19 protein-coding genes and 3 pseudogenes are annotated in these 24,708 nt (G+C 55.2%); 14 read left to right on the top strand and 8 right to left on the bottom strand.

Annotated features, from left to right (window positions below; translation table 11 throughout):
• Positions 1-204 precede the first annotated feature (204 nt).
• Both MK6180000_RS12455 and MK6180000_RS12450 read right to left on the bottom strand, forming a co-directional pair.
• Positions 205-894, bottom strand: coding sequence for an N-acyl amino acid synthase FeeM domain-containing protein (locus MK6180000_RS12455; protein WP_138935029.1), 690 nt, complete (start codon positions 892-894; stop codon positions 205-207).
• A gap of 24 nt (positions 895-918) precedes the next feature.
• Entirely contained in the window at positions 919-1,689 is a 771-nt protein-coding gene (locus tag MK6180000_RS12450; RefSeq protein WP_138935028.1) for a class I SAM-dependent methyltransferase, read from the bottom strand.
• A 488-nt stretch (positions 1,690-2,177) separates the two neighbouring features.
• Between MK6180000_RS12450 and MK6180000_RS12445 the strand changes: the two genes are divergently transcribed.
• The gene (locus MK6180000_RS12445; protein WP_138935027.1) at positions 2,178-2,360 is read left to right on the top strand and encodes a hypothetical protein; all 183 of its coding nucleotides are present in this window, start codon (positions 2,178-2,180) and stop codon (positions 2,358-2,360) included.
• A gap of 546 nt (positions 2,361-2,906) precedes the next feature.
• Here MK6180000_RS12445 and MK6180000_RS12440 read toward each other — a convergent pair.
• The 4 genes and pseudogenes from MK6180000_RS12440 to MK6180000_RS12425 form a co-directional block, all read right to left on the bottom strand.
• Complete coding sequence (locus tag MK6180000_RS12440) at positions 2,907-3,884, bottom strand: response regulator transcription factor (RefSeq protein ID WP_138935026.1); 978 nt, start codon at positions 3,882-3,884, stop codon at positions 2,907-2,909.
• A gap of 948 nt (positions 3,885-4,832) precedes the next feature.
• Positions 4,833-5,545, bottom strand: a pseudogene (locus MK6180000_RS12435) (IS6 family transposase).
• Positions 5,546-6,011: 466 nt separating this feature from the next.
• Positions 6,012-6,509 carry an A24 family peptidase gene (locus MK6180000_RS12430; protein ID WP_138935025.1) on the bottom strand — a complete coding sequence of 166 codons (498 nt, stop codon included), beginning with the start codon at positions 6,507-6,509 and terminating at the stop codon, positions 6,012-6,014.
• Positions 6,506-7,357, bottom strand: coding sequence for a helix-turn-helix transcriptional regulator (locus tag MK6180000_RS12425; protein WP_138935024.1), 852 nt, complete (start codon positions 7,355-7,357; stop codon positions 6,506-6,508). Before MK6180000_RS12425 ends, MK6180000_RS12430 begins: the two co-directional genes overlap by 4 nt.
• A 317-nt stretch (positions 7,358-7,674) precedes the next feature.
• On the opposite strand from MK6180000_RS12425, the gene MK6180000_RS12420 reads away from it, so the two are divergent.
• From MK6180000_RS12420 to MK6180000_RS12360, 13 genes and pseudogenes are all read left to right on the top strand, one after another.
• On the top strand, positions 7,675-7,863 hold the full coding sequence (locus MK6180000_RS12420; RefSeq protein WP_138935023.1) for a Flp family type IVb pilin: 189 nt from the start codon (positions 7,675-7,677) through the stop codon (positions 7,861-7,863).
• A 121-nt stretch (positions 7,864-7,984) separates the two neighbouring features.
• Complete coding sequence (locus MK6180000_RS12415; RefSeq protein WP_138935022.1) at positions 7,985-9,475, top strand: TadE/TadG family type IV pilus assembly protein; 1,491 nt, start codon at positions 7,985-7,987, stop codon at positions 9,473-9,475.
• Positions 9,472-9,957 (top strand): TadE/TadG family type IV pilus assembly protein, encoded by a 486-nt coding sequence (locus tag MK6180000_RS12410; protein ID WP_138935021.1) that lies wholly within the window; start codon positions 9,472-9,474, stop codon positions 9,955-9,957. The genes MK6180000_RS12415 and MK6180000_RS12410 overlap by 4 nt, the downstream gene beginning before the upstream one ends.
• Positions 9,954-10,580 (top strand): TadE/TadG family type IV pilus assembly protein, encoded by a 627-nt coding sequence (locus MK6180000_RS12405; protein WP_138935020.1) that lies wholly within the window; start codon positions 9,954-9,956, stop codon positions 10,578-10,580. Before MK6180000_RS12410 ends, MK6180000_RS12405 begins: the two co-directional genes overlap by 4 nt.
• Positions 10,581-10,590: 10 nt before the next feature.
• Positions 10,591-11,823: a CpaE/TadZ family protein gene (locus MK6180000_RS12400; protein ID WP_138935019.1), complete on the top strand. Its 1,233-nt coding sequence runs from the start codon at positions 10,591-10,593 to the stop codon at positions 11,821-11,823.
• Between the two features lie 5 nt (positions 11,824-11,828).
• Positions 11,829-13,250, top strand: coding sequence for a TadA family conjugal transfer-associated ATPase (locus MK6180000_RS12395; protein WP_246040510.1), 1,422 nt, complete (start codon positions 11,829-11,831; stop codon positions 13,248-13,250).
• Positions 13,251-13,273: 23 nt separating this feature from the next.
• Positions 13,274-14,209, top strand: a complete 936-nt coding sequence (locus MK6180000_RS12390; RefSeq protein WP_171054617.1) for a type II secretion system F family protein — start codon at positions 13,274-13,276, stop codon at positions 14,207-14,209.
• A gap of 171 nt (positions 14,210-14,380) precedes the next feature.
• Entirely contained in the window at positions 14,381-15,202 is an 822-nt protein-coding gene (locus MK6180000_RS12385; protein WP_171054616.1) for a type II secretion system F family protein, read from the top strand.
• 511 nt (positions 15,203-15,713) lie between these two features.
• Positions 15,714-15,857: pseudogene (locus MK6180000_RS12380) on the top strand (IS5/IS1182 family transposase); the annotation flags it as partial.
• 954 nt (positions 15,858-16,811) lie between these two features.
• On the top strand, positions 16,812-17,471 hold the full coding sequence (locus tag MK6180000_RS12375; protein WP_138935016.1) for an SOS response-associated peptidase: 660 nt from the start codon (positions 16,812-16,814) through the stop codon (positions 17,469-17,471).
• 692 nt (positions 17,472-18,163) lie between these two features.
• Complete coding sequence (locus MK6180000_RS12370) at positions 18,164-20,296, top strand: autotransporter domain-containing protein (protein WP_171054615.1); 2,133 nt, start codon at positions 18,164-18,166, stop codon at positions 20,294-20,296.
• A 256-nt stretch (positions 20,297-20,552) separates the two neighbouring features.
• Positions 20,553-21,716, top strand: a pseudogene (locus MK6180000_RS12365) (IS3 family transposase).
• A 437-nt stretch (positions 21,717-22,153) separates the two neighbouring features.
• The gene (locus tag MK6180000_RS12360; RefSeq protein ID WP_138935014.1) at positions 22,154-22,537 is read left to right on the top strand and encodes a hypothetical protein; all 384 of its coding nucleotides are present in this window, start codon (positions 22,154-22,156) and stop codon (positions 22,535-22,537) included.
• A gap of 312 nt (positions 22,538-22,849) precedes the next feature.
• Here MK6180000_RS12360 and MK6180000_RS12355 read toward each other — a convergent pair whose 3' ends face one another.
• Positions 22,850-23,404 (bottom strand): hypothetical protein, encoded by a 555-nt coding sequence (locus MK6180000_RS12355; RefSeq protein WP_138935013.1) that lies wholly within the window; start codon positions 23,402-23,404, stop codon positions 22,850-22,852.
• Between the two features lie 830 nt (positions 23,405-24,234).
• Positions 24,235-24,363 carry a hypothetical protein gene (locus MK6180000_RS20885; protein WP_281284702.1) on the bottom strand — a complete coding sequence of 43 codons (129 nt, stop codon included), beginning with the start codon at positions 24,361-24,363 and terminating at the stop codon, positions 24,235-24,237.
• Between the last annotated feature and the right edge of the window lie 345 nt (positions 24,364-24,708).

The raw sequence follows: 24,708 nt of genomic DNA, 5'->3' as shown, positions 1-24,708 counted from the left end.
TGACCAAGGCGCTCTTCGCTGAGGTGAACGGTCACCTTGTCGAGAAGGCCATCACGCTGCGCTCGGGTACGCTCCTAGATGCGATTACGGTTGGTGCGCCGTCCTCGACGAAGAACAAGGCGCGCGCGCGGGACCCGGAGATGTCGTCCACGAAGAATGGGAACCGAGCGTGGTGGCGTGGCGAACGCGCGCGACGGGAGGCGGTCACGCCGTCTTGAAACTGCCATACTTTGAAGCGGCGTAAACCTCTGATAGGTCTGGAAACGCAATATCGGATTGTGGGATTTCGTTCACCGGACCGAAAACTGGTGTGCGTGCCAGAACCGCGGCGCGCTGTTCGCGAACTTCAGCGGTCAGAAGCTGGATGGGCTTTCTCAATCCCGGGTAGCTGCGTGGTCCCATCGCCAATTCATAGCCGAGGTAGCGTTGGTAGAACGCGGTATGTTCGGCCCGCACCGGAGCAAGGGCCAAGTCGATGTCGTAGAACATCGTCGCGAGAAACGGGATGCGCAGGACCAAAAAATGCAGTGGCACACGCTTTTTGCGGGCCGCTGGGTTGATTACAAAACGGGTCGCATCAAGGATCGTTTGTCCGCGCGTGAGATTATCCAGAATTTCGGGGAACACCTCCAGCGTCGGCGATGTGAACGAAAGCTTGGACATTAAATGGAGGCGCACCGACGCCAAAATCTCCCCGTCCATTTCAACCGCGACATGGACGCAATTCGCGGTCTCGTCGAATGCGTCGGTCATGATGCCAAGCTCGTTCTCGGCGATCGATCGTCCGGCACGGTAGCATTTGTAACGCAAGCGATATAGATTTTCGAGGTCTTTGCTGTCAGTTAGAACTTTGTAGCGGACGTGCTTCAACGCGTCGATAACTTGTTCGTTCATGCTCGATCCTATTGCCCGTGCGCACTATGGCTTGGCATGACATACGAGTAGGTCGCTGTAGCCACGATAAACGACTTCTTGTCTCTGGATTTCGAAACCAGCTGCGGTGGCAGCGGATGCTATCTGGGCCCCGGTGTGCGTCCAGTAGACGCCGTTCTTTTGTGCCTTGAGGATGGCCTTGTTCTGCTTGGCGATCTCTCTACCCTGCCAGAAGACCCCGAGCGCGCCTGCCAACCCCTGTTTCTTTTTCAACTGTGAGAACAGGTAGTCGCGCCAGTCGGCCACGTTCATGTGACGACCGAGATCGACGAGGTAGAGCCAACCGCCTGGACGGAGCAACCGACGCATATCCTCGAGTCGCTGCTTTGGCGCGGGCATCGCGTATAGCGCGTGAACGCAGACGACAAGATCAGCTGTGCCTCGCGCTACGATATTTTCAAGCGGTAGAGCTTCAAAACTGATATTTTTATGGGCTGCCAATTTGGACCGCGCCGCCCCGATCATGCCAGCGTCGGGCTCTGCGAGACATATCTCGCTCTCCGGGCAAGCACGGGCCGCGATCTCGGTGTAGTTTCCGGTGCCGCCGCCGATGTCATAGATCAAGCGCGGCGTCTCTATCGTCGCAAGGAAAGCCTCAAAGTTGTGCAGTATCGCTTGGTACTCAGGGTTGTGCTCGGACAGCAGATCATAGGCCGTTGCATAGGCACTCCAATCGGCACGCACCGACCGATTTGCTGTTTCAGACGTATCGAGATTGTCAGAACCTGACCCGTAAGCACGAGTGTTTGATTGCATGGGGGGGAGACTCCAAGGTTCAATTGGGAATGATTTGCTACACGGCCTTTGTCACAAACGTGACGCCATCAAACTGACATTACAAGGACTTTTATACACAGTGGTGCCATTATGCCCTCATTGTTTCCCATTCGGCAACAGGCTGAGCGCAGACCGGTGACCTAACTTGAAGGAGATAAGAGTGAGACATCCAGTTTCGTTGGCGTTGTTATCGTCGCCAAATGTGCTTCGGATGAAGGCACAACCTCAAATTGTGAGGTCAGTCTGTGGGCTTGACCTGTTTGAGTCCTATGAGGGCTGCCCGGATCGGCCGCGTGAGAAAGTTTCGCTTGCTTCACAAAAGTCGCAGTGCGCTGAACCGACAATGTGACGTTGAAGTGGCAAAGGCGGCGAATTTCGACGGTGAATTTCGCAAATCCGCCAAAATACGACCTCAATGTTTGGCGACAACGAGCGAATCGTAAAGTCGAAGCAAACTTGGAGTCGTGATGAAAGTATTAGCGGTTTATGATGATCCGACGGTGTTGGTATCGGGCTATGACGATCAAATTGTGCTGGATCTCGTCGCGCATTTTCTCGGTATCGCAGCGCATGACAACGACAACGCTGCGCCCTCGCCGATTGCAGTCCTTGAAGGCATCTCTAAGGCGGAAGGGGATTTCGGCTTTTGACTATTATCGAGCCCGCACAACGGGTCGTGCGACCTAAACCGGGAGAGACCCCGTCGGCTGACGTCAGAAAGTGCGAAAATTCTTGGGCCTTTTCTGACAGCTGCAAATGCTCTGGAGGCCATTGATACCATCGCGATGGGGCTCTCACTCAATTCTGCCGTTCTCGACGTCAATCTTGGGGATCATACCTGCGAGGCCGTTGCGAAAAAACTAGCGACTTTTTCTATTCCATTCGTAGTTCATACGGGGAACGTTCCCGTTGATGGTCAAGTGATCATGGGAATAGATGCACAGATAATATCGAAGCCTTTACAATCCGAAACACTTGTTGCTTGCGTTGCAGGTTGTATTTGCAAAGAAGCTATGAATCCTAGCAGTCAGAAATCATGCTTCGCTCACAGCCACCCGCAGTAAGTTGCGTCGGGGGAAGGCTCACATGGGTCAATTTTTCAAAGGAAATTATACGCTAGCCCGGGTCGCTTCGGGATGTAAATAACATTGCGATTTCCGCGAAGGACTGGGAGGTGATGCCCTGATGTGGCTGTCCTACCTGCCGATCAGGCGAATGTTAGGCCGCCTCGGGTCATTTCGCTTTTTCAAAGCGCGGTTTTCGGCGCGGGCAAGGGCACGGTCGAAGGTTTTGCGAATGCGCTGTGTCTTACTCATGTTAGGACGCAGCGGATTCCCGATGGAGATTTCAATGTCCAGCGGGTCGCCGTTGTCGTATTCGGTATTCTTCTCGTCAATCGCGTTCTGGATTTTGCTTTCCAAGCCGCCGGACGGTTCAAGATCGGCCTTGTTTGAGACAACGACGAATGCCCCGTTTCCAGCATAGGCCATCATGTAGCCACTCGCGCTTAGCGCATCGCCAATGGCATCCGCGACCTCCGTGAGAGCGTAGAAAAATTCATCTGTCGAGGCTCGAGCGTAGATCGCCCCGATCCGGTCGATCTTGAATGCCAGCACTTGCGAGCCGACCAGTCCTGCATGTGAAAGCTGCGTCAGATAATTTCCCAAGGCGGAATATTCGATAAAATTCTTGATGCCATCAATGTGGATCGCGTCAGGCAGATCAAAGGTGTGCTGTCTCGCGATTGTCGGGCGATGTGCATCCACTGTCGATATGACTGCTGCCACCTCGCGCCGCGCGATGACCACCTCTTCCGCCATGCGGAGGCGGGCACTTAACTCTACGATGTTGAAAGGTTTGTTAGCATAGTCGGTAGCACCTGCTTCGAAGGCGCGGTCGATGTAATCCTTCTCGGCCCTTGCGGTCAGCATAATGACTGGCGTCTTGTGATAAGAGGGCATGGCGCGAACCAGTTTACAAAGCTCGATCCCATCCATGTCGGGCATATTGATGTCAAGCAGCAGACAGTCGTAGGTGACATCACCATTGTTCAGCATGCCCAATGCGATCTCCCCCGAGAGCGCTGTCGACACATCCGAAAAACCTGCCTTGGCAGCCATCATGGACAGAAGTTCGAGAATGAACAGGTCGTCATCAACGGATAGTATCTTCATATACACCTCAGAGTTCTGAGACGCCTGACCAGACCAAGCTAGAAATGCACTTACTCTTAAAACTATATCATACGAACAGTGGTACCCGGAAATCCTCAAGGTGGCGTTTACATTGGCGTCTCATGACGCAGATATCACAGATACACTGTATGCGGATAGGTTTCCGCGTCGCTTGGCCTGACCATGATCGATTTTCATTGGTGAAAATTACATGGTGAAAAGCTTCTGCGCATGATTGTGAGATACGATATCGTGAAAATCACAGCCCCCTTGCTCGAATGCCGTTAATAAACATCGTCCAGCAACGTACTTGCCAATGAGGCACTAATGCAAAGTTGCAGCCGGGGCGGTTTCCGGTGGTCGTTCACGACCGCCACAAGACCTGCCCCGGCCACTTCACTCCGATCCCGAATGGGGGACCGGCGCGCTAGATGTAACGACTCGTACCCTACACACCAATGTTTACCCCCGACCGTTGGGGACGTCCGGGAGATGGCCTAACCGCCGCTCCATAGCCCCGTTGAAGTAGGGTGGAGCGTGGCTCGTAGCCTCCATACGCACTCCGACCAGCTCGCATGAGTCGCCCGGTTCGCATGAAAAGTACTATACATCTTTACAGTACGTAAATCGAGACTTTTCAGCCTTGATTTGCAATGGCGAAAGCATCCGAGCGCCGTCGCGAAGATACCGAGCCTCACGGCAATACTGGCGGGTGCTGAGAACGCAAAAAAACCAATTGCAGCGAGGCCTCCCAGCATTTGCTGAAAGTGGCAACTCAGAAATGACCCGGAATTTGGTGTGACTAGGTTAGCCAAAAGTCAGACCTTTTGGAAAACAAATAATGTTCCCGCTGCAACGACTGAATGCGCTCCGGCTGACCACGTAACAGCAGTGCAATTGGCTTTGTCCGCTTGTTCTATCGCGACGTGACGAACACCGGCGTCACCATCATGCGGTCATGTCAGCAGCATATTCGTTCCACAGGCTGAACGCATCAGCCCGGGAGTGGCGATAGGATATTGCGGAGAGGCGATGACGTTTCGGACAGAAAAGGGTTGCGGTCTGATCGTGAACAAAAAGGGATCGCTGCGCTTGGCGCGAAGATTTGAAGCGGCCCACGATCTTTTCTCGTCTTCTTGTGTGTCGATGCGAGGCTTCTGACCGCTTGTTCAGCCGCTTATGCGAGCGGTGCTCGATGCTTAGGCATAGCCCCCGGACGGCGACGCCATAGCTGCGGAGCTTGTCGGTTACGATGACCCGCGGTACGCCCCATCGCCGCACCAGGTTTCGAAAAAATCGCTTGGCAGCATGGGCATTCCTACGACTTTGGATCAGGATCTACAGCACGTCGCCGTTCGCGTCGACCGCCCGCCAAAGCCAGTGCTTCTGGCCTCGGATTGCGATCACGACCTCGTCGAGGTGGCATTTGTCGGTCGAGCCCGGACGGTCGCGAAGGATACCCGCGGCGACCTGCGCTCCGAACCGTTGGCAACAAACGCGGATGCTTTCGTAGGAGACGATCACATCTCGCTCGGCCAGCAGATTCTCGACATCGCGCAGGCTCAGCGCAAAGCGGTGATACGCCCAGACGGCGTAAGGGATGATGGAACGGGGGAAGCGAAAGCCCTTCAGGCAAGGCTGTGTGAAACTTTGCTGATCATGACAGAGGGCTATGCGCGCAGTCGGGGCGCGTTAATAACCTGACAAAGCCGTGACAAAAGCTCGTAAATATGGTGTCTTAATGCGTGTTCCTTTTGTAGAGGGCCAACGGCGGAATGTGGAAGCATCCTTCTCAAGAGCCGAAGAAGTCGGTGAGGCAACGTTGCAACCGTTGTCATGCAACTGGCCAAATCCTGTGTGAGTTTTGCGGCGGCAAGGGTGAAATCGTAATGGGACGCGACAAAAATGGAATTTCGAGACACTGCTCAGTGCAGTTCATGTTATGGACGCAGAACGATGCGATGCAGAAACTGCAGCGGCGAAGGTTGCCGTTAGCTCCATGCGAGCAACTCCGGCGATCACCGACGACGGACAATAGCGGAGACGAACTGGAACGCTTGAGCATGCCAGAATAACGCAACATCCCCAACTGTACATATCTAAACGTTATAGACGGGTGCAGGTCGCCTAGCCCGTGATCATTCTCATAAGATTCGGACCGAACAGCCAAAAGATGATTCCCGCGACGCCAATAGCCAACCCCATCGGAAAGCCGCTCCTGTCGGAGATTGCCAGCCAACGCGTCGGGCGGCCAAGCATCGCGCGCCGCGTTATAAAGAGTGCCAACACGGAGGCGAAGATGCTGAGTGACAGGATCATCCCGAACAGCTGCAGCGCGCAGACGGGGATCAAAAGTGTAAGGGCGGTCAACAATTTTACGTCACCGCCGCCTATCAGCCGCTGCGCGAATATCAGAAGGCTGACAAGGAATACGCCGGCACCCGCAATCAGACGCCACTTTAGCTCGATCCAAGACACAGAGAATGGCAAGCTGCATATAGCGACGATGACGAAAAGTGTTACGAGCCAATTGGGGATGCGCATGAAGCGCATGTCGTATGCGATCACCGCCAGAAGCAGCGGGATAACAAGCCAACCGACAGAGATCACGGGGGGGGCGTTCACTCCAGCATGCCCCTGCCATCATTAATCAGTGCGATCAGCCGTACCCGGCCGTTGGCACCAGTTTTGGAATAAATACTGCGCAGATGGGTGCGAATTGTCGCGACCGAAACGTTAAGCATCTCGGAAATTTCTCTGGCGCTGTCGCCACTGGCCAGTAGTCGGCAAACACGTTGTTCTGCGCGGCTGAGCCCAGCAGAGTTGCGTGGACCCAGAATGTCCGCACGCCCCAAGTCGGCTGGCACGCTGCGGGCTCGCGAATAATCGCGAATACTGCGCGAGATCACCCCGGGTATTCGATTTTCCCAAGCGTTGGCCATCGCCACCGCGGTAAGTGTGGTCGGAACCTCCGGGGTGGTGTTCGGAGGTGTATCAAAGGCCAGCTCTAGCGCGTCGATCCGTCCCTCGGCGTTATCTAACAGGATCAGGCTGTTTTCCATAATCTCAAGCCGTGGGTCCCATTCCAAACGTAGCTGAGACTTTTCAAAGGTTGGCTCCCGGCGCAGATCACTCGACTGGAAGATAGCGCCGGGCAACATTTCAGCTGCATGATGGTCCTGCACATATTGAAGCATACCGCCGCTGCTGGTTTCGGGCTTTGCCTTGCCCACCGTAGGGTACGCCGCCGAAACCGTCAGCATACGGTCATTTTCGTAGCGGTAGAGTACGACACTGCGCGCTGAGAACTGACCAGCGAACACCATTAACACATCGTGAATCTGGAATTGCCCGCAAAGCGCGGTATTCCAAATATTGATCAAGTCTAGTGTACGCGCAATTTCTATGTGCAATTCGGTTGCACCGGCGAAAGGGATTAAGTCGCTGCGATCCTTAGGGGTACGGTGAGGCATGTTGGTAGATCCTTGGGGGCGTTCAGATTTGGTTCCTGTGTTATGCTTGGCGATTGAATCGATGTCTGCGCTGTCGACATTTCAAGGCCGTTTACGAATACCGTGGCGTAAGAAACTGGTCCAATTGTGGCCTATTGGCCTCATTTAGGGCCCAATAAGTGCAAAATTGCCCTGATATGGCCCCGCTCACTCATCCGTCTGAACGATGTGAGTCACGCTGAACTTGGTTAATTTAGTCTTATCGTCGCCCAGAATATTGCGGGCTAGAGGAAGACAAAATCAACAGGCCATATGAGCCGGAAACTAGGATATTTATAATGAAAACCCAGATCCAAAACCTTTTCAAACGCCTCCGCAGCTGTGAGCAGGGCGCAACCCTCGTAGAATACGGTATCGCACTGGCAGTGGCTGCCGCAGTTGGCGTCGCTGGCTTCACTACACTGGGTGGCAAGGTTTCGACCAATGTGACAGCTGCATCGGACGCGTTCGGCACGACCTCCCCGTAAATCTGAGGCCAGAGCGGCTCGCCCGGGTTAGCTCCGGTAACAGCACAGAAGTGCAAGACATCGCCCAATGCGTCCTTGGGGCGCGTTGGGCTTTCACTTGCGCCCCGAAAGGTAACTTTAAATGTCTCTCCGCCTATCCATCACAAGATTCTGCGACGACGAACGCGGCAGCATTCTGCTGCTGGGGGCGGTCACGCTGGTTTTGATGCTGGGTATGGTCGGGTTCATATTTGATTTTGGCAGAAGGGCCAGCACTCACGCTGAGATGCAGAATTTCGTGGATTCGGTCAGCCTTGCCGCGGCGGCCGAACTGGACGGTCAGTCCGATGCAATTTCCCGCGCTCGCAATGCTGTCGACTCCCTCATCGCCGATCACCAGACATTCGCGGCGGGCACCCGCCTGCTGGGCTCGTCGGACGTCGTCGAGATTTCTTTCTACAAGCCGAACGAGACGGGCGGCTTTTCCCGTGATGCCGGTTACTTTACCGATAATGCACACAGCGCGCGATTTGTTTCAGTGCGCTTGGCCGAGCGTACAGTCATCGCCGGCCTGTCGGGGGCCTTTCGACGCATGAACGGCGACACCACCAGCAACGACAACGTCGGCGCATTTGCTGTTGCCGGTTTTTCGCTGGAAGCATGTAATGTGGCACCTGTGGCGGTCTGCCTCCCCACGCTTGATTTCGACGCCAGTACTAGTGTCGGTCAGACGCTGAGCTTGAATGCTGATATCAACGTCGGGCACCTTTTGCCCGGTCAGATCGCATTGGTCGATACGCTGACAGACTCGCTGGACGGGCTGACCATCTGTGCCGATCTGCTGGGCGGGGCTTTGGATGCCTGCCTTTTAGCTGCACGCCAGCCCGAGACCGCCTGCTCCGGACAGGGAGGTCTGCAAATCTCAGCCAATGTAACCGGCACCGATGTGCTCAACGCGGTCAACACACGATTCGGCCAGTTTGCTGGTACTGTTGGAAACCTAATAGGCAATCCGAACTTTTCTGGCGTACCTAGCGTGCTTAACGGTCTGACCGGTGCCGCTGGGCAGTGTGTGCCGTTAGGCACCACTGAAGGCGAATCCAGCCTGCCTGCAGACGATTGCGTTGGCAGTGGCACATGCGGTCTGCAGGGCGATGGCAACTGGCAGGCTGGACGGCTGGCCTATGTAGAGGCCCATTACGGCGGCACTGATCCCCATCCCGAGGCGCAGACCCGTTTTGAGTTCTACCGGGCCGAACTCGCGGCCTCTGGCAGTGTTGAGATTCCGCCGTCAGTGCTGTCCACTTTGGGCGGTACGGTGGGTGACCTTTTGGGTGGTCTGACGGGCGGTCTGCTGGGTAGCGGAAACGCGCCCGCGCCAACTTACTGCACTGCACAACAGGACATTGACCCCACCCGCCGCCTGATGGTGGTGGCCGGGATCGACTGTCTGTCGGCAAGTGTAGACGCCCGCGTTTCGACAGCGCCAGTGCAGCAGTTTTTCGAAGTCTTCAGTCTGGGGCCTGGTGCGGGTGGTGTCTTGGAGGTAGAGATCACCGCCTGCCTGGGCGGCAACTGTGACAAGGGGCACCTCAACACGGAAGTTGTTGAAGTTGTAAGGCTCGTAGAATGACGCTGCCGGTCCTGACTTTCTGGAAAAAAGAGGGCGGTGCAGCGATTGTTGAATTCGCGATCATCCTGCCGATGCTTTTGCTGTTTCTCGGCCTCGCGATCGACGGGGCGCGGATGTTCTGGGCGTTCCAGGCCACTGTAGCGGGCGTACAGGATGCGACACGCTATCTGTCACGCGTGTTGCCTGCGGATTCGTGCAGTGCCGCCCGCAGCACGGAAGTCTGGAACGCCAAGCTGGGTGAGATCGTCCGCACCAGCCAGTCGGGAAGCAACCTCATGCCCAAATCGGTGTCAATCACCGTTGTTCGGTCGGAATTGGGTTGCACAACAGGGTCGTTCCGCGGGGGGCAAGCTGGAGTGGCAAGTGTAACCGCGACCCTGCACATGACCTACCCGCTGGCCGGGTTGATCGAACTTGTCGGCGGCAGCTTCCCTTCGATTACGACCAATGTGACAGACAGCGCTCGGGTGTTAAGCCGATGATTGGTAACCTGCGCACATACGTACACTCTTTCGCTCGTCGAGAAGAAGGCGCTTTTCTAATAGAGTTTGCGCTAGTAGTGCCGATAATGTTTTTTTTGGTTTTCGGGTTGATTGATTTTGCGCGGTTAGGCCTCGCCAATGTCATGGCCGACAAGGCCACCGAAACGGCCGTGCGAATGGCCACGGTGCGCCCGGTGGTCTGCCCCAATGTGCCACGTATTGTAAACCGCGGGCTAGCGGGCACTCTCTCACTCGATCTGCCCAATGGCACTTCTTGCACTGCGCGCAGCGGTCTATGCGTAAACAGTGGCACAATCAGTTGCACTGCGTCGCTGTCCAATGCCACCGCGGCGGCAATATGGGAACGTGTCAGTCCGATGATGCCCACAGGTGCCCAGCCCGACAACCTGCGACTATCCTATACGTTCGACGCCAATCTCAACCGAGTCGGCGCGGCCTATGCGCCGATCATTTCAGTTGAAATCGTCGATCTACTCTTTGATTTTATATCCCCGCTGGGGGCGCTGGCTGACTTAGCCGCTGGCACGTCTAACTCCACACTGGGGCAAAGCTTTACATTTGCCTCAATGAGCGCGTCGCTCCCCTCCGAAGACCTTAGATAGGATCTATATCATGAGCTTTGCACACAAAGATAGCGACCATCAATTGGCACAGGCTGTCACTGTAGTTTCTGGTTTGACGCAGGTCATGATCATCGCGCGGTCGCAAGCATTGCTGGATATGCTAAGCCAAGAAATGGCCTCGGATGCCAACGTGCAGGGCAAAACGCTACGCGCTGACTTTCATCATGTGGTCAACTCTGATCGGCAAAACTGGGACCTTATCAATTACCTAGTCTTCGAGGTGAGTCAAGACATGGAGGCCGATCTGAATGCGGTGCGTAAGCTTAGAGGGGCACATGGTAACACGCTGCAATTCATCGCCGTTAGTGCGGGCCCAATGACCGACGCGGTGAAGACACAATATGCCTCAGCGGGTATAGTCGAGGTTCTGGTGCTGGACGCAGCCTGCGCCGACTCTGACGTTGTGCCCGTGACGGAGCCAGTACCGAGTCAGCAGGAAATTGCTGCACCTGTTGCGGAAGGAGCGCCCGACGCGGGCGGCGATGTAACCGTTGTTCTTCGCGCCCGTGGCGGCGCGGGAGCCACTACCGTTGCGGTTAACCTTGCGATAGATCTCGCCGTGACCTCCGGATCAGGCCGGATCGCACTCGTCGATCTTGATCTGCAAAACGGCAGCATTGGCCTCGCACTTGATCTACCTGATAGCGCTGAGATGACGGCTTTGATCCAGGCTGACATGCCGCAGATTGCAACTTTTCTTGACCGTGCGATGGTGCGTCACAGCAGCGGCGTCGACGTTCTTACCGCGCCAAACATCTTTGCCCCGCTCAGCGCGATGACGCCGGACATGGTCACCAGCCTCATCCGGGAGTTGAAAGTGCGCTACGATCATATCATCCTCGATCTGTCACAGGCGGTAGTGGACTGGACGAGTCCGGTGCTTGCGGATGCAACACGTGCCCTGATCGTCAGTGACATGTCAGTGCCCTCTGTCATACGGGTGCGCCGCCTAATCGACCTGATCAGCGAGGAGCATATGACCCTCCCGATCCGAACCATTATTAATTTTGAAAAACGCCCAAAGATGCCGTCACAGGTGCATAAGGAGGCCGCGCGCCTTATAGGGCGACCGCTGGAACATTGGATTCCCAATGACCCGCGTGCAGCACGGCGGGCAGTGGACATGGGCGTGCCGTTGCGTTTGGGCGCCAAGCGGTCGGGCGCGTCCAAGGCAATCTCTGCGCTCGGAAAATCGCTGTTCACCCAGCCGAAGAAGGGCTGATTCCAATGTTCAAATCTTTCAACGCCGCCTCTCGAAACATCGCCACATGCGCTCCCGCGCCGCAGCCGCAACAACGTGTCGCCAAATCCGCGCCGATGGAGCCGGAAATGGCCGGAAACCAGTTTCCGATCCAATTTGTAACCCGTGCAAGGGTCGACCCCAACAACGCGCTGAAAAGCGAATTGCACAACCTTCTGCTGGAACAGCTGAACCTCTCTTTGCTCGACAAGGTTCCAAAAGGCGACCTAAGGCGCGAGATTGCAGGATTGGCGGCGCAGCATTTACAGGACCGTGGCAAGATGATGCCCGCGACTTCCTTTCAGAAATTGATCGACGAACTCTTGGATGAAGTACTCGGACTTGGTCCGTTGGAGCCGTTGCTGGCCGATCCCTCTGTGTCCGACATTCTGGTAAACGGGCCGTCTCATGTTTTCGTGGAACGAGAGGGCATTTTGGAGCGCGCACCTGCGCGATTCCGCGATGAACGACATCTGCTGCGCATCATTGACAAGATAGTCTCAAGCGTCGGTCGCCGCATCGACGAAAGCCAGCCTTGGGTAGATGCCCGACTGGAGGACGGCAGCAGGGTGAATGCCATCATACGCCCCTGCGCCATCGATGGGGCAAGTCTGTCAATCCGCAAATTTTCACGCACGCGGCTGGATATGGACAAGCTCTTGGAGCATGGTGCCCTGAGCAAACCTGCAGCGAGTTTTCTTGAAGCAGCGATCAAGGCGCGGATGAACGTGCTAATCTCAGGTGGGACTGGTTCTGGTAAGACAACCTTGTTGAACGCCCTGTCCTCATTCATTGACCCACGCCATCGAATGGTGACGATCGAGGACGCAGCTGAACTGCAATTGCAACATGAACATGTGGTGCGCCTAGAAACGCGGCCTGCCAACGCCGAAGGGAAGGGGCGGATTTCACAACGCGATCTGGTGATTAATGCTCTTCGAATGCGTCCGGACCGCATCGTAGTCGGCGAGGTGCGCGGCAGCGAAGCTTTCGACATGCTGCAAGCCATGAACACAGGGCATGATGGTTCAATGACCACTATCCATGCGAACACCACCCGCGACGCTGTCAGCCGACTAGAGCAAATGGTAATGATGATCGGTGGCGACTTCCCAATCCAAGCAATCCGCTCGCAGATCTCGGCAGGAGTGCAACTCGTGCTGCAGCTCAACCGCATGGCGGACGGCCGCCGCCGGGTGATCAGCATCTCCGAGATCGTTGGCTTGGAGGGAGACACGATTATGATGCAGGACATTTTTACCTTCAAGAAAATGGGCTTGGACGCCGAAGGCAACGTAATGGGCCGGATGATGGCCAGTGGCATCCGTCCGCGTTGTTTCGAGGCGATCATGGCATCGGGTGTAACGCTCGATGCCGATGCCTTTAGTCAAGTCGGCGAGGTTTACTAATGTTAGCAGGCGCTGACAACCTAATGCTGATTTCAGCCGCGCTCGGCGGTACGCTGTTGTTGACGCTGGCGTTGTGGTTGATTTTTAGCCCCGAGGCCCGTCAGGAGCAGGTCGCCGCAGGCCGCCTGAAAGGCCGCGAGGACAGCGCTCGCCAGAACGCGACTGCCGCCGCCATTCTCAAACAACGCCAGTCAAGCTTGGGCCGCCATTGGCCGGTGATTGGTAATCCGAGGCTGCTTGTGCGTCATGCCGACATGGAAGGCCGAGAAACTGCCATTTTGCTCGGTATGGTAATTGTTAGTGCCGTGGTATCGATTCCGCTAATGTTCCTGCTGAATGTCGTGCTAAGCTTAGTATTAGGCGCTTTGATTGGCGTAATCGGCACCATCGGCTACTTAAAGAGGCGCTACCAAAAGCGCATTATCGCGCTGACCCATCAACTCCCGGACGCGCTGGACCTAATGATGCGCGGCCTAAGGGTGGGTCACCCAGTTGGTGCGACAGTAGCCAATGTAGGCCGCACAATGTCCGACCCAATCGGGCGTGAATTCCGCATTCTGTCAGAGCAGATCAGTCACGGCGATTACCTAACTGACGCCTTTGCTGACTTGGCGGAACGGGTCGGGCAGGAAGATGTCGAATATCTGTCGGTTGCGATCAGTATCCAGCATGGATCTGGTGGCAATCTGGCCGATGTGCTTGCCACGCTGTCAAAAGTCGTGCGCGAACGCATCATAATGCGCCGCCGGATCCGCGCCATTTCTTCCGAAGGGCGGCTGTCGGCCTACCTGCTCTCAGCCCTGCCGATATTAATTTTTCTCAGCGTCTCAATCAGTTCCCCGGGTTATTACACGAATGTTAGTGATGCTCCCGCTTTTATGCCCATTGCTATTGGCATCGTAGTGCTTGTGGTCGGAAACGCGCTAGCCCTGCGCAAGCTTGTTACCTTCAGAATATGAGGACCCCACATGCTTTTCGATGACGCAATCAATGCCGTGATGACGATTGGCCAAGAAGGTCTGATTGTCATAGTTGTTGGCTTTGCCGCTTTGCTGCTCGCTTCGGGTGCGTTTGGCATCTTTGCAATGCGGGACCGCAGTGGCAACCGTCTGCGCGTGCTCTCGGATGCGATGAACGGCAACGGTCCCGCACTGGTTCGCGGACAGGAGGCACCCGCCCCGCGTGGCTGGAAAAAGGCACTAATCCCCGAAGACCCATCAGAGCGCGCACAGATCCGATTCCAGCTGGCGAAGGTTGGATTTGACCGCCCGGATTCGGTTGAATTGTTCTTCATCCTCCGACTTGCGCTGGCGTTATTCACGCCGGCCATGGTCTTTTGTCTGATGGGTCTGTCGCAAACGGGGCTGCTACCCGGAGGTCTGGATGATCTAATCGGCAAGACATCTCGCCTGTCCATGATGCAGATTGCCGCCATCTTCGCGGCCGTTGGCTTTTATGTTCCAGGCTATTGGTTAAAACAGCGCATCAATTATCGTAGGCATAGGATCACGATAGCGTTTCCCAACGCAATGGACCTAATCCAAATCTCTGTTCAAGCTGGTATGGGGTTCGATTCCGCGGTGGCGCGCGTCGCCCACGAACTGGACCGTGTGTCACCGGAATTGGCATATGAGTTGTCGCTGTTGCAGATGGAGACGCAGGCGGGCCGTGATCGGGAAACTGCATTATTTGACATGGCTGAGCGGATGGGCATCGAAGAAGCGAAGTCTTTTGCACTCGTTATCGTGCAGTCTATGCAGTTTGGTACGAGCCTGACTGCCGCGCTCAAGTCCTATGCCGCTGAGATGCGGCAGATGCGTGAGTTGGCTGCGCAGGAAAAGGCGAACAAATTGCCAGTGCAGATGTCGGCGGTGATGTCCGTTCTCATGCTGCCCGCGTTGTTTTTAATCACGCTGACTCCAATCATTATCCGATATATTGAAGTAGGCTGAGATGCGTGAAGGCAATATGTAGATGTGTGCTCAGATGCAACTGAATTGCGATGTAAAGCCTATCCAACTTCAAGTAAGGCAAAGGATAGCTGTTAAATTACCAGATGAAGAAACCGCCCTTGGCAGCTAGCTGAATATAGGTGCCCTTTGAGTAGATCTGAGCGCATGGCAGCCTGCTTTCGTCTGTTGATCAAAATTCGCATCACAGTTGTGCGCCCATGAATTCAATAGTCCTAGTCAAGGTGTGTCTCGGGTTATAGCCTGCGCACATGTAAGAGCCCGCCGGTGCGGATGAAGATGCCGACTGGTGACAGATCAACACGTCGCATCCGGCATCGCGCAGCATACGGCGGCTGAATGGCTGCGATGCGAAAGCTGCGGCGCAGCATCGGGAGAGTTGGTAGACGGCCGCTCTGTGCCGCGAACACAAGGCCACAGGGACAGCGCCTGCAATGCTTAGAAGGGCTATAGCCAGCGTCGAACCCGGTTCTTATGAGCAAGATAGTTGTCGACCGCGGATGGAGCATACGACATGCGCAGATGCCATAACGCTATCGCTGACCGCGGAGCTGCTGCGGTCATCCCGCCACGCAGAAACGCCCAGCCATGGACGCCAAGCAAAGACGCGCTCCGCGCGTTAAAATATCTGGGTCAGTTAGCGCGCCTCTGACTGACTGGAATAGCTGATGTTGTAGCAGTGACGGCATAGCAAATTGCGACCGCCTGAAAACAGCTTTCCGACGCGCCGACCGCAATGCCGACCGTTCACCACACCCGGACACATAAAATAGGGACGTCCATTGCCATAGTTGCAATCTGCGTATGTGTGATACGGATGGTTTCGATTATAGGCTCCCAGTCGCCGCATACTGGCGCACACGGTAGTTTAAGACCAGTCGCCCGTCCTCTGCCTTGTATCCTATCCACCCAACCTCCTCGCCATCTTGGGACCAAACCCAGTTGCCCTGCCTGCCGGGACGTAGACAACAATTACTGTGAAAGCGGTAACATCCAGTGAGCGGCAGCTCTCTGCCTTTTGCCGAAAACTAAGTCGTCCTGAGCCGTATCCACCCACGTGTGGCCTCCTATTATTTACGATATCATTAGGAAAGTTGATCATCTTTGGGTGGCATGGTGGCGGAACAACCAGATCCTAATCGTAGACTGTAGGCACCGATTTGGTCTCTGAACCTGATTTTTCATTAAACGTCCGGTCTTGCTTCAGTCTCCCAGCATAACCGTGCGCCATGTTTGGATGAGCTTATGGGGACGTCTGACCGCTACCTTTCCTAAGTCCTCAGACTTTGGCGACCAGCATGTGACGTTGACGTAATCTTTGCCGCATCTGCCACAGCCGAATGGCGGGAGGTGGACAGGCCAATGCGGATCGATCACTTGCACAAGGTCACTGGCGAGATACGACATGCGCCGCCGACAAACGTTGCAGCGCAGGGTCAGCAACTGATGCGATCGGGCGGCATCCGCGATGGTGCGAAAAGGCTTCGCCGGGTGGGCGCGTATGGGAAGAATCGATGCTGGCATTGTGAGAACAAAAATAGAACACACTGGAGTGCTTGTCCAAGCACGATTTCGGCTCTAGCGTTTATTCATGTGTAACCTCTACAGCATGACCTCTAACCGCCAAGCGATAGTCGATGTGGCGCGGGCTATGACCGTGGCAGATGCGGTCGGCAACCTAGAGCCATCCCCCAGCATATTCCCTGACCAGTTTGCGCCCGTGGTGCGCAGCATTGAAGGCGGTCGGGAATTAACCATCATGCGGTGGGGTATGCCATCGCCCGCATTCGCGTTGAAAAATCGTAAGACTGATACGGGCGTAACCAATGTCCGCAATACCAAATCGCCCCATTGGCGGCGGTGGCTGGGTCCAGAAAACCGATGCGTTGTGCCGGTCACGAGCTTTTGCGAATACGATACCCGCCCCGGTAAGAACAAAGAGCCAGTTTGGTTTGCCGTGGATGAAACGCGCCCGCTGGCATTTTTCGCGGGGATCTGGACCGAATGGACGTCAGTGCGCAAACTTGCCGAAGGCGAAACCACTAACAACCTGTTTGGATTTCTGACCACAGATGCGAATGAGATAGTGAAGCCGATTCACCCCAAGGCGATGCCCGTCATCCTGACCACTACGGCTCAAGTGGATGCATGGCTGACTGAGCCGACAGAGGCGGCATTGAGCTTGCAAATGCCACTTCCGAAGGATGGGCTTGAGATAGTCGCAAGGGGTAAACGAGCCGACCCGGGGTAGCCTCGCAATGTGTCAGTGCGTCAAGCGGTTCAGTTTTTTAGATGAGTGCATTGACTGATCGGCTGGTAGACAACGAACAGCGTCCATCAATTGCCCTGCCTATGGCTAGATGTATATATGTCCGGGTTATTGTGACGCCGCAGCGCTAATTATTCGGTATTGCGTCACAGAAAACAGGACGGTTCACGCTCTCAACTTAGCTTTCATCAACAGGCGTCCTCTTTTTTGTGACGGGCATGCACGGTTTTTGTGCGGGGGTTTTGAAATTTTATAAATGTCTGTCGAGCGGGCCGACCGTCTGGCTGAGCTTCCTCCGCGAAACCCCAGACCGATGCGCACCCGATGCCTGACGGCCCCAGATACGGGACTTGGGTCAAGAATATAAACCCGCGTTTATCTAGCACATTGAACCAAGTGCCGACCGTGTTGCTAATGCTATTGCGTGACGGATGCCGCGTGTTCACCTCGACTGTATGGGTTCAGTTCCGTTCTAGTCCTCCAGTGGAAACTTGAGGCACTTAAAGACCAAATTGTGCGCCCTCCCTGCCTCATTATGTAGTTTCTTTCTGGCTGTCATTTTTTGCCCTGAATCCGCCACAAAATTGGTTTCTTGGGCGTTAAATACTTTGTTCTGCGCTCAATCACTTAACCAGAAAATCAGGATTAATATGACAATTTCTAGAGTACCGTTAATGTCACTGCTGACCACGACAGCCATCCTCCCTGCAATGGCGTTCTGGAGCAATTCTGCTTATGCAGAAGGCGAGTTCAGCGACCTCGGGACCCTGGGCGGCACCTATAGCTATGCATCGGCTGTCTCGGCGGATGGCGCGGTCGTCGTCGGCAACTCGAACATCAGCGGCAATTCCCAAAGCCACGCGTTCCGCTGGGCAAATGGCACAATGGCTGACCTCGGGACCCTAGGCGGCACTTATAGCTATGCGTCCGCTGTCTCGGCGGATGGCGCGGTCGTCGTTGGCAGTTCTGCCATCAGCGGCAATTCCCAAAGCCACGCGTTCCGCTGGGCAAATGGCACAATGGCTGACCTCGGGACCCTAGGCGGCTTCTACAGCGATGCGTCCGCTGTCTCGGCGGATGGCGCGGTCGTCGTCGGCAACTCGAACACCAGCGGCAATTCCCAAAGCCATGCGTTCCGCTGGGCAAATGGCACAATGGCTGACCTCGGGACGCTCGGTGGCTCCTTTAGTGGGGCGAGAGATGTCTCGGCGGATGGCACTGTCATCGTCGGGCAATCCAGCATCAGCGGGAATTCCGAGTACCATGCGTTCCGCTGGGTCGGCGGTTTGATGTCCGACCTCGGGACTCTGGGCGGCACCAGTAGTGATGCGAGATTTGTCTCGGCTGATGGCGCCGTCGTTGTCGGGAATTCGAACACCAATGGTAATGCCGAGTATCACGCGTTCCGATGGGCTAACGGCACGATGGCTGACCTTGGGACCCTGGGCGGCACTTACAGCAATGCGTCCGCTGTCTCGGCGGATGGCGCGGTCGTCGTCGGCAACTCGAACATCAGCGGTAATGCTGAGTATCACGCGTTCCGATGGGCTAACGGCACAATGGCTGACCTCGGGACCCTGGGCGGCACCTATAGCTATGCATCGGCTGTCTCGGCGGATGGCGCGGTCGTCGTTGGCAGCTCTGCCAACAGCGGCAATTCCCAAAGCCATGCGTTCCGCTGGGCTGAAATCACAGGAATGGAACGCGTTGCTGATTGGGTCGTGAATGAAGGGGGGACTGTTCCGACGGGATATGTACTTTATGAAGCCCTCGGCGTTAGCGCAGATGGAACAGTCATCATAGGATACGGTAGTGCGAATGGAAATCAGACTGCTTGGCTGGCAAAAGGCAACGGCTTTCTGAGTGACACCGCAGCGTTTGATCGCAGCGTCGTCCAGGCCGGGCGCGCATCTGTATCCACTGCATTAGAAGCGACCGACATGGCGGTTCACGGCGGGCACCACAGAAGTTTGATGGATATGGGATTCCAAGTTACGCCGAGCGGCTGGTTTAGCTGGTCCACGGCGGACGCGGCGGAGAACGACTATACCGACACAACCACGGCTCTGATTGAAACAGGGTTTGGCAGGGATATTGGCAACTACCGGATCGGAGTTGCCATAGGCACAACAAAAAGCCGACAGGATTGGGACTTAGGTGGCAATGCCAAGTTCACAGGTGTCTACTTTCTGGCAGAGGTTGACCGCGCGTTCGACATTGCCGGGGGCAGCACCATCCAAGCGAGCTTGCTTGGCTACTATGCGTCCTTCGACACCGATCTAAACCGAGCCTACGCCAGCGGCGCCGGAACGGATATCTCCAGTGGACGCCCCGACCTCAAATCAGCGGCGATAAGGGCTAAGGTTGACTGGGTCAAAGCAGCGACGATGGGCGACGTGGATGTCTCTCCATATGCCGCACTCACCCTCTCGAGGGCCGAAGTGAGCGCTTACACCGAAACCGGTGGTGCGTTCCCCGCCAGCTACGGCGAGTCATCTGCGGACACTGGCGACCTGCGGATTGGTGCAGCCTTCACAACCGCGCCGTCCGACGCGCTAAATCTGCGGCTTGGCGTTGAAGCGGTCCATCAGTTCGAAGATGGCCGTCATGCAGTGAGCGGCAATGTCACGGATCTGTATTCGTTCGACCTCGCAGGCACCAAGCGAGAATCCACTTGGGCACGGATGACCTTCGATGCTGACTACGCGCTTTCGAAGACCTCTACGCTTACGGGTGGGTTAAGTGGGGCAACCCAAGGAAGCCAGCCAACGGTCGGTGTTACTGTCGGCCTGCGGTTTTCGATCTAACGCTTACTACCTGTTTCCACGAGTTTCATCGAGGGCGCCCAACGCGCGGCGCTCCCGATCAAAAATACTGAATAAGTGTCTTGGATTGCGCCTTTTGTGGAGGTCGGTAGCTCAAGATGACTACCATCAGCACCGTAGTCAGGGTACGAAGGTGGAAGCCGACATCCAGGCGACGTCATAACCGCGTGTGGAATGCCCCCACTGAAGTGGTCCACCTTTTGGGATAGAATTATCCCGTTTTCAGGAGGACGACGAGATGGCTGGCAAGCGAGAGAAGCCCGAAGATATTGTGCTGAAGCTACGGCAAGTTGAAGTGCTGCAAGGGCAAGGGCGGTCGACGGCGGAAGCGGTGCGTCAGATCGGTGTGACGGTTCAGACCTATTATCGATGGCGCAAAGAATATGGCGGCATGAACCGCAATCAGCTCAAGCGGCTTAAAGAGCTGGAAACAGAGAATACTCGGCTCAGGCGTGCGGTGTCGGATCTGACACTGGACAAGATGATCTTGACTGAGGCCGCACGGGGAAACTTCTAAGCCCTTCCCGCCGCCGTCGGTGCATTGATCATGTGCGGCAGACCCTTGGCGTATCTGAGCGCCGGGTCTGCCGCACACTCGGGCAGCATCGTTCGACACAGCGCAAGGAACCTTGCGGCTTGCCGGACGAAGCGCGGCTAACCGAGGACATCATTGCACTGACGGAAGAGTTCGGACGCTATGCGCTGCCCGGCAGGCGATGCTCGCATCGCCGAGAGGGGGTACCGCATGATCACCGGGATGTTGAACAACAGCGGATGGCATGTGAATCACAAGCGCGTAGAGCGAATTTGGCGGCGCGAAGGGCTGAAAGTTCCACAAAAACAACCCAAGAAGGGGCGGCTCTGGCTGAACGACGGATCTTGCGTGAGGCTGCGGCCTGAGCGCCCAAACCACGTTTGGTCGTATGACTTCGTCCAAGATCGCACACACGATGGGCGGGTCTACCGCACACTGAATATCATCGATGAGTTCACGAAGGAGGCGCTTGTGATCAGAGTTAAACGTAAGCTCAATTCAACAGACGTGGTCGACGCCTTGACCGATCTGTTTATCCTGAGAGGGCCGCCAGAATATATCAGATCGGATAATGGCGCGGAATTTATCGCAAAAAAAGTGCGTGCCTGGATCGGGGCAGTTGGCGCGAAAACCGCTTTCATCGCGCCAGGCTCACCATGGGAAAACGGATACTGCGAGAGCTTCAACTCCCGCTTCCGCGACGAGCTGCTGAACGGGGAGGTCTTCTTCACGTTGCGCGAGGCTCAGATCCTGATCGAAAGATGGCGCCGGCACTACAACACAGTCAGGCCACACAGCGCCTTGGATTATCGTCCACCGGCACCAAAAAGCATCGTACCGATAGACCAGAGACCGACCATGCATTAACATTTAAACTGGACCACCCGATGGGGGCACACCAAGAGTTACGTGAGTATAAATCAAGATGGCGGCGGTGGAGATGATTATGTTTAAACCTAGTTAGTTACGTATCGGTGATCCTTGGTGTCTTCACCACCTTTAGTTAGAGTTCTCTTTTAATAGATCGACTAGTTTACTTTTTATGAGCCCGAGGGATACGATGAATAGGGTTGCGCATGAGTACAAATTAGCCGAGCTGGAATGTTTGATCGGTACGGCTGATGCAACGGAAAAAATAATGCATCACGCGTTAGCTGCACCAATTGAACACGGACGTTAACCCTTGACCCGCGTGCAAAGCGCAGATTTGTGAACTGGAGGATCTCCTGTTCGGCAGCGTTGCGATATGACGCATCGCAGAAGATCCAAAAGCGACGGGCGCCACGGCAACAGAGAGGTGAGCTATGCAAGATCACCAAACTACATCTGACACTACATTGGACTGTAGAACTTTTGGACCTCAACCTAAAGAGGCGCTCCGCGCCTTCGTTGATCTTGGTTTAACTGACCGCGAAATTGGAAAATATCACGGGGTTTCACCCTCTGTCGTATCAACGCTGCTCAAGCACTATCGTATAGCAAAATCAAACGACGAAGCCGAAGCGAGTAAGGCCGACCCATTGATGGGCGAAGTGGACAATGATGTGTATCTTTCAGAGATACTGCGCGTAAAAGGTGAAAGCATGTCACTGACCCGTCCCGGATCAGAAGTTAAACCTGATCCAGTCAAGTTGGATCTGCGCCGGTTTGCTCTGTCCGTGCGATCAAAGATGTTCGACGGTCAATAAACGAAGTGGGCTTCATGAGCGGCGAGCTGGATCAGCACCTGCGATGATGATCAGGGCTACGCTATGTGTTCCTAATCCGGACTGATCGCATTGTCGTGTCCAGCCGCGGTGTCGCTCAAAACCCGCATAATTTCCCGCCCCGGAAAGAGCCTATGATCGTTCAGGACCAGCAAAAGGGCCTCGGAGCTGGAGAGAAGCGACATTCCCGAATAGTCGATCTAGTCGGCATCGCGCTGTGGTCTTTTCCCAAAGTTCAAAATTGGATTTAAAACTTATAATATTGGGGACTTCTTTAATATTGCAGAAAATGTGCTATTTCGGGACGGTCAACGGCGGAGGAAACCCTGTCACTAGGGTAGAACGAAAGTAGGTCATTTTGGTGCGCGCTCCTTCGTCGGGCATAGGAACGTTTGGCCCCCAAGCCCATTCTTTTGTAATCTCGTCGATCAAATCTTGCGGTGGGTGCCTGTATTGCAGGCCATGACCACCAAAAAGCACGACACTATAACCATCGCGGCGGTCGAAATCGGTAAAGTTCCATTGTCCTTGCGCATATAATTCGACCAAAGCAGCGACCCAGTCACGTCCACCATAAAGATCGGGCCACTGGTCAGCGAACCTCAAATGCACTTCGATGATTTTGGCGTCGATAGTCTCAATATTCAACATTCCAGTGTAATCTGGCAGATGCGCCGCAATCGAATTACCCCCATAGGCCTCAATGTCGGGGCGTTGCTCGGCCAGCACCAACCAATGATCGAACATCCCGTCTTTAATCGGTTCACCGACAGTGTGGCGCCACCATCTGGCGCGCCCTTCAACAACCGCCACGTCTGTGGATACATGTTCGCCGGTGAACATGGGCATCCAGACGTGGCCGGGACACTGTGCAGATTTATACTCCCGCAGTATGCGTAGTGGGCGGCTGCCGGTTCCCATGCCCCGCAGATTGAAAATCGGCTTGGAAAAGACTGGAAACGACGACGGTCCAATTCCGTGCGGACCGCAAGCAAAGCCTTGTGTCTCAGCGATCCTTAGCTTGTTATAAACCCATCTATGCTGCGGAAACCACTGCCATGCGTCTCCATCCTCGGTGGGTATGAACACGTTTTCCGGGCATGGCAGCCCCTCAAAATATTGCAGACGCCAAGGATCAGCTTCACAAACCGGCATATTTCAACATGCATGAGTTTAAGAAATAGCAAACTCAACCTTTCCGGCTGATCAACGGCCGACCAAGAGTATCGGTTCCAGCTTGCGATTTTGCCGCGAGTGGCCTCTCGTTCGGGAGCGTTCTCGGTATTGATCGGTGCGGAGCGGGGGCTGGGACATTATAATTGATAGAAAACATGCACTTGCACTGCTATTACGTGGTAGGGCGGAGCGCGTTCAGTCCTAGCATTTGGAACATCATTTGCTTTCCAAAAAGGGCTGACTTTTGGCTGACCTGGTCACACCAAAGCCTGCGTCAAATCTGAGTGGCCGCTTTCAGCATATGCTGGGAAGCCTCGCTGCAATTGGTCTCGGTACTGATTTGTCATGGACACTATCAGCGGAGCCGAGACAATGGGTAACATCACGAGACACCTTTTCCTGACCCGCAATTTACTAGCGTGTGCGGTATTCCGGTTGCTAACGCGCTGTTTGCGCCGGAGAGCAGGCAGCTGTGATGCCGCCTGCTCTTTACTTATGAGCGCTTACTTCTGCTTCGATTTGTCGGCGGGCTTCTGTCCCGACGGCTGCCCGGTTTTTTGGTCAGTTTTTTGGCCGGTCTTCTGGTCTGACTTCTGACCGGGTTTTTGGCCGGGGCTTTTCGGATCGGACATCTTCGACTCTCCCAAATGGTAGGCGGCTCGGCACAGTGCCGGACCTGTATTTCAAATCGTATCCGCTGTGAAAATTGAAAGGTCGTCGCCAAGGTATTCGTCCCAAAGCAGTTTTTTCATCGGCCAATACACGCCGTACCGTACGTAATTGAGCCATTCTTAGCCGTCGCTGTTCTAGAAGCATAAGGCAGCACCAGACGGCGGGAACCAGATCAAGCGACCAAATGTTTTATGATTCTATGTCTTCAATCTTACCCCGTATCGCTCGACACCATCCAACGTAGCTCTGAAGCGTCTGCAGGAAGCTATCCCGCTTGGGCGGTGAGCGTGATAAGGTGCGAACAT

The organism is Roseovarius arcticus, from assembly GCF_006125015.1.
GTDB lineage: Bacteria > Pseudomonadota > Alphaproteobacteria > Rhodobacterales > Rhodobacteraceae > Roseovarius > Roseovarius arcticus.
This window is presented reverse-complemented; position numbering and strand designations above follow the sequence as displayed.